11 protein-coding genes and 1 pseudogene are annotated in these 14,909 nt (G+C 65.1%); 10 read left to right on the plus strand and 2 right to left on the minus strand.

The window, feature by feature from the left end:
- Positions 1–20: 20 nt before the first annotated feature.
- Complete coding sequence (gene bla / locus CFR72_RS01390) at positions 21–881, plus strand: class A beta-lactamase (RefSeq protein ID WP_110912288.1); 861 nt, start codon at positions 21–23, stop codon at positions 879–881.
- Between the two features lie 185 nt (positions 882–1,066).
- On the opposite strand, the pseudogene CFR72_RS01395 reads toward bla, so the two are convergent.
- Positions 1,067–4,012, minus strand: a pseudogene (locus tag CFR72_RS01395) (Rne/Rng family ribonuclease).
- 336 nt (positions 4,013–4,348) lie between these two features.
- Here CFR72_RS01395 and CFR72_RS01400 point away from each other — a divergent pair.
- The 3 genes from CFR72_RS01400 (at position 4,349) to CFR72_RS01410 (ending at position 7,607) form a co-directional block, all read left to right on the plus strand.
- Positions 4,349–4,660, plus strand: a complete 312-nt coding sequence (locus CFR72_RS01400) for a hypothetical protein (RefSeq protein ID WP_110912289.1) — start codon at positions 4,349–4,351, stop codon at positions 4,658–4,660.
- A gap of 135 nt (positions 4,661–4,795) precedes the next feature.
- Positions 4,796–5,713: an N-acetylmuramoyl-L-alanine amidase family protein gene (locus CFR72_RS01405; protein WP_110912383.1), complete on the plus strand. Its 918-nt coding sequence runs from the start codon at positions 4,796–4,798 to the stop codon at positions 5,711–5,713.
- Between the two features lie 319 nt (positions 5,714–6,032).
- Positions 6,033–7,607, plus strand: coding sequence for a 2-isopropylmalate synthase (locus tag CFR72_RS01410; RefSeq protein ID WP_110912290.1), 1,575 nt, complete (start codon positions 6,033–6,035; stop codon positions 7,605–7,607).
- A 176-nt stretch (positions 7,608–7,783) separates the two neighbouring features.
- Here CFR72_RS01410 and CFR72_RS01415 read toward each other — a convergent pair whose 3' ends face one another.
- Positions 7,784–8,335: a hypothetical protein gene (locus CFR72_RS01415; RefSeq protein ID WP_167400268.1), complete on the minus strand. Its 552-nt coding sequence runs from the start codon at positions 8,333–8,335 to the stop codon at positions 7,784–7,786.
- 302 nt (positions 8,336–8,637) lie between these two features.
- Here CFR72_RS01415 and CFR72_RS01420 point away from each other — a divergent pair, with 302 nt between their 5' ends.
- From CFR72_RS01420 to CFR72_RS01445, 6 genes are all read left to right on the plus strand, one after another.
- Positions 8,638–9,684, plus strand: coding sequence for a rod shape-determining protein (locus tag CFR72_RS01420; RefSeq protein WP_003617867.1), 1,047 nt, complete (start codon positions 8,638–8,640; stop codon positions 9,682–9,684).
- A 130-nt stretch (positions 9,685–9,814) separates the two neighbouring features.
- Positions 9,815–10,720 carry a rod shape-determining protein MreC gene (gene mreC, locus CFR72_RS01425; RefSeq protein ID WP_390670883.1) on the plus strand — a complete coding sequence of 302 codons (906 nt, stop codon included), beginning with the start codon at positions 9,815–9,817 and terminating at the stop codon, positions 10,718–10,720.
- A 12-nt stretch (positions 10,721–10,732) separates the two neighbouring features.
- On the plus strand, positions 10,733–11,299 hold the full coding sequence (locus CFR72_RS01430) for a rod shape-determining protein (RefSeq protein WP_110912292.1): 567 nt from the start codon (positions 10,733–10,735) through the stop codon (positions 11,297–11,299).
- Positions 11,300–11,345: 46 nt separating this feature from the next.
- Entirely contained in the window at positions 11,346–13,271 is a 1,926-nt protein-coding gene (mrdA, locus tag CFR72_RS01435) for a penicillin-binding protein 2 (RefSeq protein ID WP_110912293.1), read from the plus strand.
- A 78-nt stretch (positions 13,272–13,349) separates the two neighbouring features.
- Positions 13,350–14,504, plus strand: coding sequence for a rod shape-determining protein RodA (gene rodA, locus CFR72_RS01440; RefSeq protein ID WP_110912294.1), 1,155 nt, complete (start codon positions 13,350–13,352; stop codon positions 14,502–14,504).
- A complete protein-coding gene (locus tag CFR72_RS01445) occupies positions 14,501–14,893 on the plus strand; it encodes a DUF3293 domain-containing protein (RefSeq protein ID WP_110912295.1) in 393 nt (130 codons plus the stop codon). The genes rodA and CFR72_RS01445 overlap by 4 nt, the downstream gene beginning before the upstream one ends.
- Positions 14,894–14,909: the final 16 nt, after the last annotated feature.

The following is a 14,909-nucleotide window of genomic DNA, read 5'->3' on the forward strand; positions in this document are numbered from 1 at the left end:
CGAAATGAATCGGGGAACATATGCGGCGTCGCGATTTCATGTCATGCGGATCTGCCGCCATGCTGTTCCCGGCCTTTGCCCGTGCGGCGGTGCCTTCCATCCTTTCCGATTATGAACACGCCACGGGCGGGCATGTCGGCGTCTATGCCCACAATATCGCAACCGGGCGCAGGCTGCTGTGGCGCGCGAACGAACGCTTTGTCATGTGTTCCACCTTCAAGGCGTCGCTGGCGGCCTGCGTGCTGTCGCATGTCGATCAGGGGCGCGACGGGCTGGACCATATCATTCCCCTGACCGCTGCCGACATTCAGGACTGGTACGCCCCCGTGGCAAAGGCCGCACTGGCGCAGGGACGCGCTGGCCTGTCGGTGGGGGACATGTGCGAGGGCGCCGTGGAGCAGAGTGACAATAGCTGCGCCACGTTGCTGCTGTCGCGCATTGGCGGGCCATCCGCGCTGACGGCGTTCTGGCGCGCGATGGGGGATACCACGACACGTCTGGATGATCCCGAACCGTACCTGAACCGCACGCCTGCCGGTGGGGTGCGCGATACCACGACGCCTGCGTCCATGGCGGCGATCATCCAGAAACTGGTGCTGGGCACGGTCCTGTCGGCGCCGTCACGCGCACTCCTGACCCGCTGGCTGGTCGGATGCCAGACGGGGAAGAACCGGTTGCGTGCAGGATTGCCGGCGAACTGGGTGGTGGGGGACAAGACCGGCAACAATGCCCGTGACGCCGCAGGTGATATCGCGGTGGCATGGCCCCGGCCCGATACGCCCATTGTCATGTGCGTCTATACGCGCGGTGGGACACCCACGGAACAGCAGTTCGCCGCAGTCTTTTCCGGTATCGGACGGCTGGTGGCGCAGACCTTGTGAACAAAGGTTTCTGGTGCCGTCCTGTCTTTGAAAAGGCAGCGTTCTTTCGAAGCTTTTTGTAAAAAGCTTCGAAAGAAAACAAATCTCTGAAAAATCCAGCATCCGGAAATGCCTTCCCAAAAAAAAACAGGCCCTGCACCCGGGGAGGGAGCAGGGCCTGTCCTGTCAGTAAAAGGCGGGCTGGATCAGCGTTTCCACCAACCCGTGCGCCGTTTCGGGGCAGGGGCGGCTTCGGCGGTTGCCGGTTCCGCCGGTGCGGTCTCTTACACAGCCGTCGTTTCCACCTTCTTGCGGCGGGTCCGGGTCGCCTTGCGGGCCGGGGCCTTTTCTTCTGCTGCGGGTTCGGCCTCGGGGGCCGGGGGGGCCGCAGGTTCAGCCTCCACCTTCTTGCGACGCGTCACGCGACGGGCCTTGGGCTTTTCCTCGGCCTTTTCCGCCGCGACCGGGGCAGCAGCTTCGGGGGCGGCGTCAGCAGCCGTGTCCGATGCTTCCTTGGCGGCCTTGGCCGTGCTGGTGCGACGGCGGGTCGGGGTCTTGGCGGCCGTGGCGGTGGTGCGCGTCGTGGTGGCGCGCCGGCGGCGGGGTTTTGCCTCCGTCACGGTTTCTTCGGCCTTCTCCCCTGCTGCCGTGTCGGCGGCAGGGGCGACGGTTTCCGCCGGTTCCTCGGCTTCGGCCTTCTTCGCACGGCTACGGGTGGTCGTCGTGGTGGCCTTGCGCGTGGTCGTGCGGCGGCGGCGCGGCTTTTCCTTTGCCTCGGCCTCTGCCTCGATCGCCACTTCCGGCTGCACTTCGGCCACCGGTTCCGGCGTCTCGATCTCCACCGTCTCCACCTCCACAGGGGCTTCCACGGGCGTTTTCACAGGCGCTTCGGCTTCAGGCGTGGCGGGTTCTGCGGTCACGACCGTTTCCGTCGTCGTGATGGGACGGTTCGTGCGGCGGGTGCGCCGACGCGGTGCGCGACGGGGCTTTTCCTCCTCGGCGGCGGGGTTTGCGGGCGCTTCCTCCTCGACCACCACGACCGGGCCTTCCGGTTCGATGACCGGGGTCGCCGCAGGCGTCGTCGTCTGTTCGATCACGTCGAAGATGTCGATGATCGCATCGCCAAACGGATCGGCAGGCGTCGGGCCCTTGTAGCCAACCTCGACCACCGGTTCGGGGACGGCGACAACTTCCGGCTCCACCGTCTCGGTGCCCTGCGTCTCGACCTCGCGGTTCGCGCTGCTGCGACGGCGACGGCGACGGCGGCGGCGGCGATGGTCCGTGCCCGAGGCCGCGTCCTCGTCCGTCAGGGCGGTGGCATCCGGGGCCGCAGTCCCGCCTTCCGCCGTGGTGGCGGGCGGTTCGCTGTGGATCGGGATTTCACGCACGCCTGCCGTTTCGGTGTGCGGGGCCTCTGGCTCGGCCGTGATGGCCGGGGCGGACGCCTCGAACTGCGCCGTCTGCGGACGGGTGCGTTCGATGCGCGATTCCGCCGCATGCAGCGTGGAGTCGGCGGCGAACGTCACATGCATCTTGTGACGTTCCTCGATCTCATGCAGCCATGCGCGCTTGTTGTTGAGGATGTAGAGCGCGATTTCGGGGGCGACATGCACCGTGACCGCGGCGGCGCGACGCTGCATGCCTTCGTCCTCGATGGCGCGCAGGACGTGCAGGGCGGAACTTTCGACCCCGCGGATGATGCCCGTCCCCTCGCAGTGCGGGCAGGGGGTGAACGTCGATTCCGCGATGGAGGGACGAAGCCGCTGGCGCGACATCTCCAGCAGGCCGAAATGCGAGATGTGGCCCACCTGGATGCGCGCGCGGTCATTGCGCAGAGCTTCCTTCAGGCGACGCTCCACCATGCCGTTATGCTTGCGGCTTTCCATGTCGATGAAATCGATCACGATCAGGCCCGCAAGGTCACGCAGGCGCAGCTGGCGCGCCACTTCGTCCGCCGCCTCGAGGTTCGTGCGCAGGGCCGTTTCCTCGATGTTGCGTTCCTTCGTCGCGCGGCCGGAGTTCACGTCGATCGCGACCAGCGCCTCGGTCTGGTTGATGACGAGATAGCCGCCCGAACGAAGCTGTACCGACGGCGACAGCATGGAATCCAGCAGCCCCTCCACCCGGTAGTGGGAGAACAGCGTCTGCCCGTGGTCCTGCCACAGCCGCACCTTCTGCGCGTTCTGGGGCATGAGCATGCGCATGAACTCGCGCGCGGATTTCCACCCGGCCTCGCCATCGATCAGGATCTCGCCCACCTCGCGGGTATAGATGTCGCGGATGGCGCGCTTGATCAGGCTCGCTTCCTCATAGATCAGGGCCGGGGCCACGGATTTGAGGGTATGTTCGCGGATGTCGTCCCACAGGCGCAGCAGGTATTCGCAGTCGCGCATGATCTCCGCACGCGGGCGCTGTGCGCCGGCGGTGCGCACGATCATGGCCATGCCGTGCGGGATCTGCAGTTCGGCGATGATTTCACGCAGGCGGCGGCGGTCGGCCACGGACGTGATCTTGCGCGAAACACCCCCGCCGCGCAGCGAGTTGGGCATCAGAACGCAGTAACGCCCCGCGAGCGAGACATAGGTCGTCAGCGCAGCACCCTTGTTGCCGCGCTCTTCCTTGACCACCTGCACCAGCAGGATCTGGCGGCGGCGGATGACTTCCTGGATCTTGTAGTTGCGCAGGAAACGCGCGATGCGGCGCTGGGCCTCCGGCTCGTCGCCGGTGTCGTTCTCGCCACCGACGGTCTCGGGCTCGGCTTCTTCCGCCTCGCCATCGCGTGCGGCGGTTTCCTCCGTGGCGTCGTCTTCGCCTTCGGCCTTCTCGTCATCCTCGCGCGCGTTGCGGGCTTCTTCGGCGCGGCGCTCTTCTTCCTGCAGCGCCAGCAGCTTTTCGCGGTCGGCGACAGGGATCTGGTAGTAGTCGGGGTGGATTTCGCTGAAGGCGAGGAAGCCGTGGCGGTTGCCGCCATAATCGACAAAGGCGGCCTGCAGGCTGGGTTCGACCCGGATTACCTTGGCAAGGTAGATATTGCCCTTGAGCTGCTTCTTCGCCGCGGCCTCGACATCGTAGTCTTCAAGCCTGTTACCATCCATCACGACCACGCGGGTTTCTTCCGCGTGTGTCGTGTCGATCAGCATGCGTTTGGTCATTAAAACGGGAACTCCGGTATGTCCGGTTCGTGCGTCCGTCCCGCGCAATGCCCCACGGAATGTTCCGGGGGCGGCGGGAACGGGAATGGGAACGGACAGCAACATCAATTGAAAAAGGGTGACCGGATCCGGCACTGATCCCATGGCAGGCGTCACGCGCGACGGCGACGGCATGCGTGGCATCGTGGCCCGGCGTCGTGCCGTGCCATGACATGCATGTCCCTGTCGCGTCGGCGGATATGTCCACCGTGGTCATCACTCCATCCTCGGCCATCTGTGGGAAGGTCCGGTCCCGCATGGCGGGAGGGGCCTTCGTGAAAAAATATCGACAGGTCCGTGTCACCCGGCCTCCTGTCGATCGGGAGCGCCGGTGCGGTGGCCTTTGTCGCGCGCATGGTCCGCGAAAGCGGCATTCCCGTGACATGGATTCGGTCCGGAAAAGGCTTGCGGGCGCGCGCCTGCTGGCTGCCGGATGGATTCGCGCCGTCGAACGGCGTGTCAGGGCACGAGCAATCTCCCGTCGGCCTGACGTTCGGACGTCGCACGCCCACCACTGCCTGCCACCATGGCGCAACCGCGCGCTTCCTGCAAGCCTTGCGAATGTTTATGTCACTGACGCGGGCGCGGCGTGATGGTATCGTGGCGTAGCCCGACACCCGACCTGTCCCATGAAGGCCATATCGCAGCATGCGCACCGTATCTTCCGCCGATATGCAGCACGCCCGTGGCACTGCCGCCACGCCGGGCGCGCCCTCCGACGCCGCAGGCCCGACGCCACCGCATATGGCGCGGGGCGGCGGCCCGCTGGACCTGCGCGTGGCGGTGCACCGGCGCACGCTGCTTGCCGGGATCGCCATGGCCGCCATCGCGCCGGTGCGCGCATCCGGCGCGGTGACGCACCATGCCGCCGCCCATGCCGCCGCCACCCACGCCACGGCCCCCCATGCCGCCACGCACGGGACGCTGCACCGTCCGGCCATCGTGGGGCGGGCGGAACCGCCGCGCCCGCTCATCATGCTCGACCCCGGCCATGGCGGAAAGGATCCGGGGGCGATCGGCGTTTCCGGCACCTATGAAAAGCATGTGGCGGAAGCGGCGGCCGCCGAACTGCAGCGCCAGTTGATCGGCAGCGGGCGCTACCGCGTGGCGATGACGCGCGCCGATGACCGTTTCATCCCGTTGGAGGGGCGGGTGGACCTTGCGCATACCCACAAGGCGTCGCTGTTCATTTCCATGCATGCCGATGCCCTGCATGACCGCATGGTACGCGGCGCGAGTGTCTATACCCTGTCATCGCACGCATCCGACGCGCAGGCGGCGGCCATCGCGCGTTCGGAAAACAGCGCGGACCGCTTTGGCGGCCCGCAGGTGCATGCGACCTCGCCCGAGGTGCAGGAAATCCTCGCCAGCCTCGTGACCGAGGAAACGCGCCATGGGGCCGCGCACATGGCCAGCAGTATCGTCACCTCCTTCCGCCCGCGCATCAGCCTGCTGACGCATCCGGCGCGGCATGCCTCCTTTGTCGTGCTGAAATCCGCGGACATCCCCTCCGTGCTGGTGGAGATGGGGTTCATGTCCAACCACCTGGACGAGGCCGCGCTGCGGCAGTCCGCGCACCGCATGGTCGTGGCGGGCGCCATGGTGCAGGCGATCGACAGGTATTTCGCCTCCGCCTCGATGGTGACGCGGGTGACGGGATAGGAAGCGGGGAAGGGCGCATTATGTGTTGCAATCGGTGGTCTGCGCTGTATTGTGCCCGACATGGCAACGGACAGGCACATTCAGGCAGGTTTGACAGGCGCGCAGGCGTCCGTGTCCCTGCATGCATGCGACCGCACCGGACTCCTTCGTCTTCTACGACTTATCCGCCCCTGAGCGGTCAGGGCCGGCCTGTTCCGGTACGCCCAGGGGAAAGTCGGGCCGCGTCGTGCGGCCACCATGAAACGAATGACGCATTCCCGCCCGGCATGGCCCGGTGTGGAATGCCGGTCCCACATCCGGATATGTCCGAGGTATTTCCATGACCATCAATCATCCGTCCTTCGGGCGCATCGACGAAAACCGTGTCATCATTTTCGACACGACCCTGCGTGACGGGGAGCAGTCCCCCGGCTTTTCCATGAACATGGCCGAAAAGCTGCGCATGGCCGAGGCGCTGGGCGACCTGGGCGTCGATGTGATCGAGGCGGGATTTCCCGTCGCGTCGAAGGGCGATTTCGACAGCGTGGCGCAGATCGCGCAGACCGTGAAGACGGCCGTGGTCTGCGCGCTGGCGCGCAGCGGCGGCAAGAACGACATCGCCAGCGCGGGCGAGGCCATCCGCCAGGCGAAGCGCGGGCGCATCCACAACTTCATCTCCACCTCGCCGCTGCACATGAAATACAAGCTGCGCATGGAGCCTGAGACCGTGCTGGAGGTCATCAAGGCGGGCAACACGGCGGCGCGCCAGTTCACCGATGACGTCGAATGGTCGGCGGAGGACGGGTCGCGCACCGATCCCGATTTCCTGTGCCGCTGCGTTGAGGCGGCGATCAAGGCCGGGGCCACGACGATCAACATCCCCGATACGGTCGGCTATTCCACGCCGGAGGACATGGCCCGCATCTTTGCCGACCTGCGCGCGCGCGTGCCGGGGGCGGACGGGGTGATTTTTTCCACCCACAACCACAATGACCTCGGCCTGGCGGTGGCGAACACGGTTGCGGCCCTGCGCGCGGGTGCGCGGCAGATCGAATGCACGATCAACGGCATTGGCGAGCGCGCGGGCAATGCCGCGCTGGAGGAAATCGTCATGGTCCTGCGCACGCGCCATGACGTCCTGCCCTATACCACCGGCATCCAGACCGAAAAGCTGCTGAAGATGTCGCGCATGCTCTCGACCATCACCGGCTTTGACGTGCAGCCCAACAAGGCGATCGTCGGGCGCAACGCCTTTGCCCATGAAAGCGGCATCCATCAGGACGGTATCCTCAAGAACGCCGCGACGTATGAGATCATGACGCCCGAAAGTGTCGGCTGGACGCGCTCCTCGCTGGTGCTGGGCAAGCATTCGGGTCGCGCGGCCTTCCGCGACAAGCTCAAGGCCATGGGCTACGACGCGTTGGACGAGGCGCAGTTCAACGACGCGTTCAACCGTTTCAAGGACCTCGCCGACCGCAAGAAGGTCATCTATGACGAGGATCTGGTCGCGCTGGTCGATGACGAGGTGCGCGATCATGCCCGCATCCGCTTCGTTGCGCTGGACGTGTCCGCGGGTTCACGCCGCCCGGCGCAGGCGGAACTGACGCTGGAGGTCGATGGCAAGGAAGAGCACGCCACCGCCGCGGGGCAGGGGCCGGTCGATGCGGCGTTCAACGCCATCCGCGCCATTGTCGCCCATGATGCGACGCTGCAACTCTATTCCGTTGGCGCTGTGACCGAAGGCAGCGACGCGCAGGCACGTACCACCGTGCGTCTGGAGGAAGGCGGCAAGATGGTGGACGGGCAGGGGGCCGATGCCGATACGCTGGTGTCCGCCGTGCGTGCCTATGTCCACGCCCTGAACAAGCTGCTGGTCAAGCGTGACCGTGCGGAGCCCGCCGAACTGACGGCGTGAAGTGCGTTGATGGAAGGGACAGTAAAAGTTGATGGATGTCGCCTTTTTTTTCAAAAAGGCGATGTTCTTTAAAGCTTTTTGAAAAAAGCTTTACCAAAAACTTTTGATGACGTCAGGCTGTTTTAAATGGGAAAGGGCTTCGCCATGGTGGTGAAGCCCTTTTTCGTTGGGATGCGTTACTGCGGGTAGTAGCCGCCCTGGTCCTGCGAATATCCACTCTGGGGATAGGCCGCGCCCTGCGGGTAGGCCCCGGGGGGATAGGTTTCCTGCTGCGGGTAGGACTGCTGCGAATAGCCCTGCTGCTGCGGGTAGGCCCCCTGCGGATACCCCTGCTGGGAATATCCCTGTTGCGGATAGCCCTGCGGGTAGGACGGCGTGGCGTAACCGCCGGGACGTGCGCCGGGGCAGCTTTGCGGCGGGTATCCGGGTGGCAGCGCCGTGCCGTTGGGGCAGATGTAGCTTGGCGGGCCACCATCGGAACGCCTGCGCGGGGTGGTCGCGGCCCCCACGGCGGCGCCGCCGCCGGCCCCTGCGAGCGCACCGATGGCCGCCCCTTCGCCCCCACCGGCAAGGGCGCCGATCGCGGCACCGCCGCCCGCCCCGATCAGGCCACCGGCGATCGCACGCTGACCCGGATCATAATTGTCGGTGCAGGCGACCATCGTCATGGAAGCGGCGGCAAGGGTCGCAACCGCGAGCGGTCGGCGCAGTAAATCGTGAAGGATCATTCTCATCAATCTCTGGTGCGGGGGCGGCGGAACTGCCGCGACCGGCAAAGGGTCATATTGTAGTGTGCGCCGCACAGGAAAGGATATCCTGCGTGATAAAATTTGGGCATTTTGTAACAAAGCGCCTTGGCGGCCATAAATTAACGAATTAAAACCATGTCTCCTCTTGCTCCCATCCGTCAGCACCGGTAAGCACTCGACCTGATCCAGATTTTTCGGCAGGCGAACAGGCGCGGCATGGCCGTGTCATCGGGTCGAAGCTGCGGAATGGGTCATGGCTGGTTTGTTGTCGGGAGTTTTGGATGTTTGCTCGTGTGCTGGGTCTGCTGTCCGCTGATATGGCGATTGACCTCGGCACGGCCAATACACTGGTCTATGTCAAGGGACGCGGCGTCGTCCTGAATGAACCTTCGGTCGTTGCCCTGGCCGAGGTGCGGGGCAAGAAACAGGTTCTGGCCGTTGGGGAGGAAGCCAAGCTGATGGTTGGCCGTACCCCTGGCAATATCACGGCCATTCGCCCGCTGCGCGATGGCGTGATCGCCGATTTTGAAGTTGCGGAGGAGATGATCAAGCACTTCATCCGCAAGGTGCATAATCGGCGCATGTTTGCCAGCCCGTTGATTATCGTATGTGTCCCGTCCGGGTCAACCGCAGTCGAACGGCGCGCCATCCAGGAAAGCGCCGAGAGTGCCGGCGCGCGCAAGGTCTTCCTGATCGAGGAGCCGATGGCGGCCGCGATCGGCGCGGGCCTGCCGGTGACAGAACCGTCGGGCAGCATGATCGTCGATATCGGCGGCGGCACGACCGAAGTGGCGGTCATCTCCCTCGGCGGTATCGTCTATGCCCGTTCCGTCCGGGTGGGTGGCGACAAGATGGACGAGGCCATCATCTCCTACATCCGGCGCAACCATAACCTGCTGATCGGTGAAAGCTCCGCCGAGCAGATCAAGATCGGCCTCGGTTCCGCCATCCCGCCCGATGACCCGGATGATGCCGGCCCGTGGCGGGAGGTCAAGGGCCGCGACCTGATCAACGGCGTGCCGCGTGAAGTGGTGGTGTCGCAGGCGCAGATTGCCGAAAGCCTTGCCGAACCCGTCAGCCAGATCCTTGATGCGGTGACCACCGCGCTGGAGAACACGCCGCCTGAACTGGCCGCCGACATCGTGGACAAGGGCATCGTGCTTACGGGTGGCGGTGCGCTGCTGTATCGCCTGGACGAGGTGCTGCGCCGTGCGACTGGCCTACCGGTGACGGTGGCGGAGGACGCGCTGTCGTGCGTTGCGATGGGCACCGGGCGCGCGCTTGAGGAAATGAAGCGGTTGCGCAATGTGCTGACAAGCATGTACTGACGGTATCGACGCCATGCCACTGGCCAGCGTGGCGCAGGACAAGACAAGGGGAATGCAGGACTATGGGGGGCCGGCGCTCAGGCACGTTCGATAGGTCCGGCCGGCGCGTGGACAGGTACGGGAAAGGGGCATGGTAATGCCGGTTTCCATCCAGTCCCGTCAGGCGATGGGCAAGCTTGTGCTGCCGTTCCTGATCCTTGTCGCGTGTGGCATCATCCTGCTGGGCAAGGCGGACCGTCCCCTGATCGAACATATGCGCATGCAGGTGGCCGACATGCTCGCCCCGGCCTATGGCCTTGTGGCATGGCCACAGGCGCGGTTGCGTGAACTTTCGGGGAATCTTCAGGACATCCGCAACCTGGAGGCGGAAAATATCCGCCTGCGCACCGAAAATGCCAACCTGCAGCACTGGTATGACGTGGCGGCGGCGCTGGCGGATGAAAATGCGACGCTGAAGGCCAACCTGCACTGGATCCCCGACGATGCGCCTTCCTATGTCACCGGGCGCGTGGTGCGCGACACCAGCGGCCTGTATGCGCGCGCGGTGCTGCTGTCGATCAATCCCGACACCAACGTGCGCAAGGATGGCATCGCCCTTGACGGTGCGGGGCTTGCGGGGCGCGTGACCGAGGTGGGCAAGCGGTCGGCGCGCGTGCTGCTGATTACCGATTCCTCCAGCAGGTTGCCCGTGACGCTGGAATCGAGCCATGCGGCGGCGATCATGGCGGGGGACAATTCCGCCACGCCGAAGATCATCTATTACCCGCAGGACAACATGCCGGTGGAGGGGGAGCGCGTCGTGACCAACGGCGAAATCGAATCCCTGCCGGCTGGCCTTCCGGTCGGGCATGTCCATTACCTGCGTCCCGGCACGCCGGTGGTGATCCCGGCCGCCGCGCTGGAGCATCTCGATATCCTGCGGATATTCAACTATGCCGATGCGGTCGTCCCGCCTGATGCGCCGGGGCGCATACCGCTGCCTTCCGTCGGGCGGACCATGACCCTTCCGCCCCAGTTCCAGCCGAAGCGGGGATGAAGGGGTGCATGGATGAAACCGCTTCCCCCGCCATCGCTGAAGCCCGAGATCCAGCCGCGTGCCGGTCTGGCCCACGGCACGGACCTGTTCGTACGGCACTGCCTGCCGTGCCTGTTCGTGCTGGTGGTGACGCTGGTGCTGTCCGCGCCGCTCAATATCCCCGCGCAGGCGGAACTGATGCCGGCCGTCGTGCAGGTGTCGGTCTTCCTGTGGTCGGTGTTCCGCCCGGCGCTGATGCCGTCGGTTGCGGTGTTCGGGCTGGGGCTGTGTGTCGATCTGCTGAGTTTCGAGCCACCGGGCGTCCTGCTGCTGATCATGCTGGTGGTGCATGGGATCGGGCTTTCGGGGCGTTACGTGCTGGCGCGCCTGAATGTCTTCGTGCTGTGGCTGGTGTTCGGGGTTGTCATGGTGTTCGCAACGGCGCTGCAATGGGTGCTGTGTTCGGCGCTGGCGCTGCATCTTGTGGAAACGATACCATTCATGTTCGAAAGCATCTTGGCATTCGGCAGCTTTCCGGTGCTTTATGTCATATTCGTCTGGACTTACCGCTTTATCGTCAACGACGCGAATCGCGCCTGAACAGGGCTGATGGATCAGACGTCTTCCGATCTGCCCGGATGGGTGAATGAAGTTTCGCACTAAGAAAACAGGTACGCGGCTGATGACCAGCCCGGAGGAAGGCAAGAATCCTTCCCGGGGTGTTTTTACACGTCGTGCATTGCTGCTGATGGCGGCGCAGGGGGCCGTACTCGGCACGCTGGCGCAACGCCTGTACGGCCTGCAGGTTCGTGACGGCAGCCATTATGCACGGCTTGCGGAAAACAATCGGTTAAGCAAACGCTTTTTTGCGCCGCCGCGCGGGCGCATTACCGACCGGTTCGGCATCGCGGTCGCGGCGAACAAGGTGAACTGGCGCGCGCTCCTGCTGGCGGAGGAGACGAACGACCTGCCCGGCACGCTGGAGCGTTTCGCCCAGCTTGTCCCGATGGAGCCACGCGACACCGCGCGGGTCGAGCGTGAACTGCGGCACAAGCGGCGTTTCATCCCCATCATGCTGCGTGATTTCCTGTCGTGGGACGACATGGCGCGGCTGGAACTCAACATGCCGTCGCTTCCGGGTGTGCTGATTGATGTTGGCACGACGCGGGTCTATCCCTTTGGCCCGCTGCTGGCGCATGTGGTGGGGTATGTGGCGCCCCCTTCGGAAAAGGACGTGGCGCGGGATGCGGAACTGGCCCTGCCGGGGATGCGCGTGGGGCGTTCGGGGATCGAGCAGACACAGGACCAGGGCCTGCGCGGGCAGGTCGGGTCGGTGGAGATGGAGGTCAACGCCGTTGGCCGCATCATGGCCGAGCTTGACCGGGATGAGGGGCAGCCGGGGAACGAGATCACCCTGACGCTCGACAGCGGGTTGCAGCAGCAGGTGCTTGGCCGCATCGCGGACCAGTCCGCCAGTGCGGTGGTCATGGACTGCCGCAATGGCGAAGTGCTGGCCATGGTCAGCAACCCTTCCTTCGACCCGTCGCTGTTCGACAGCGGCGTCAGCCAGGCGCAGTGGATCGAATGGACGAACAACAGCCAGACGCCCCTGATCAACAAGGCGGTGTCTGGCCTGTATCCGCCCGGCTCCACCTTCAAGCCGGCCGTGGCGATGGCGGCGTTGCGCGCGGGCACCCTGTCGCCGAACGACCGCATCAACTGCCCCGGCTATATCGATGTCGGAGGCACGCGCTTTCACTGCTGGTCACGCTATGGCCATGGGTCGCTGACGCTCAGGCAGGGGCTGAAATTCTCCTGCGACGTGTTTTTCTATGAGGTCGCGCGGCGTACCGGCATGGACCCGATCGCGCTGGCCTCGCACCAGTTCGGGCTTGGCGCGCCGCTGGACATCGAACTGCCGCATGTGCGTCAGGGCCTGATCCCCACGCCGCAATGGCGGCGCGCGCACGGGCATCACTGGAACGGGGGCGACACCATCGTCAGTGGTATCGGGCAGGGCTTCATGCAGGTCACGCCGCTACAGCTTGCGACCTATGCCGCACGCATTGCCAGCGGCCGCGACGTGCAGCCGCATCTTGTGCGTGCGGTGGGCGGCCGACTGGGGGACATGGCGGCGCTGGACCATGCCGGGCCGATGGAAAACATGCCCGATCATTTCTTCAACGCGATCCGCGAGGGCATGTATGCCGTCGTGAACGAGGAAAGCGGCACCGCGCCCAAGGCGCGCCTGGCCATTCCGGGCGTGCAGATGGCGGGCAAGACCGGTTCGGCGCAGGTGCGGCGCGTGTCGCGCGCCATGCGTGAAAGCGGGCATTTCAATTCCGCCAACCTGCCGTGTGAATATCGCCCGCACGCTCTGTTCATCTGCTTTGCCCCCTATGACGCGCCGCGCTATGCGGCGGCGGTGGTGGTGGAGCACGGCAATGCCGGGGCGGAGGTCGCGGCCCCGCTGGCGCGTGACATCATGACCGACACGCTGATGCGCGATCCGGTCAATCACAAGGAATCGCCGGGCCAGGAAGTGGCGCAGGCGGACGTGGATCAGGGATAACGGCCGCGCCATTGGCGTGCGATGGCCTGTCGCATAGGCTGTCGAGATGGCTGTGTCTGCTGCTGCCGGGGGACTGACATGAACTTCCAGAAACGCCTGCTGCGGGCGGAACCCAATTTCCAGATCCTTGCCAAGCTGTGGCAGATCAACTGGATCTATGTCGTGCTGATCTGCCTGCTGGCGGCGGTGGGATATGGGGCGCTGTATTCCGCTGGCGGCGGCACGTCACGCCCGTTCGCCGAACCGCAGACCATCCGTTTCTGCTTCGGCCTTGTGATGATGCTTGGCGTCGCGCTGATGAGTCCGACGGTGCTGGTGCGCCTTGCATGGCCGCTTTATGGCCTGTCGCTGCTGCTGCTTGTGGCGGTGCTGCGCATGGGGCATGTCGGCAAGGGGGCGGAGCGATGGCTGATGATCGGCGGATTGCAGGTCCAGCCCTCCGAACTGGCGAAGATCGCGCTGGTGCTGGTGCTGGCAAGCTGGTTTCACAAGGTCAGTTACCGTGACATGGGCAATCCGCTCTATCTGATCCCGCCCGCGCTGATGGTGCTGATGCCGGTGGGGCTGGTGCTGAAGGAGCCGAACCTGGGGACTGCGGTCATCATCGCGACCGTGGGGGCCAGCCTGTTCTTTGCCGCCGGGATGCGCCTGTGGCAGATCGCGCTGCTGGCGGCGCCGCTGCCGTTCCTGACCAAAATCGCCTACAACCACCTCCATGATTACCAGAAGGCGCGGGTCATCACCTTCCTGCACACTGAAAATGACCCGCTGGGCGCGGGCTACAACATCATCCAGTCCAAGATCGCACTGGGATCTGGCGGGATGTGGGGGCAGGGCTACCTGCACGGCACGCAGGGGCAGCTTAACTTCCTGCCCGAAAAGCAGACCGACTTCATCTTCACCATGATCGCGGAGGAATGGGGGTATGTCGGGGGCGCGGCGGTGATCGGGCTGCTGCTGGTGATGATCCTGGGCGGCATGCTGATCGCGATACGCAGCCGCAACCAGTTCGGGCGGTTGCTGGGGCTGGGGATCAGCATGAATTTCTTCCTCTACTGCGCGGTCAACCTGTCGATGGTCATGGGGGCGATCCCGGTGGGCGGCGTGCCGCTGCCGCTGATTTCGTATGGCGGGTCGGCCATGCTGATGGTGATGTTCGGTTTTGGCCTGCTGCTGTCCGCATGGGTACATCGCAACTCCACCTTTGGCGAAACGACGGACAAGGATGCATGAGCGGCATCCTGCCCCCGTCTGCCGCCATCCGCCGGTCCTATCGCCTCAGTACCTATCACGCCGCCACCCTGCCGGTTGTCCGGGTGGGGCAACGTCCCGATGATGCGGGCCTGCCCCGGCGGGGGACAATCGTGATGCTCAGTGCGTGCAATCCGGGCGGGCGTCGCCGGCCGGATGGGTGGAATGCGCGCATGATGGCGCATCTGGCCCGCGACCTGCGCCATGTGCCGCATCATCTGGGCGAAGGACGGCTGGGCCGGTGGTCCGAACCGCTTTATGCGGTGGAAATGGACCTTGCCCCGGCGCTGCGCCTTGCCCGGCGGTATCGGCAGAACGCGGTGGTGGTCGTGCGGCGGGGGCAGGCGGCACGGCTTGTCTATCTGGCTTAGGGGCCGTCAGTTTTCT

The sequence above is a fragment of the Gluconacetobacter entanii genome (genome assembly GCF_003206495.1).
Taxonomy (GTDB): domain Bacteria; phylum Pseudomonadota; class Alphaproteobacteria; order Acetobacterales; family Acetobacteraceae; genus Novacetimonas; species Novacetimonas entanii.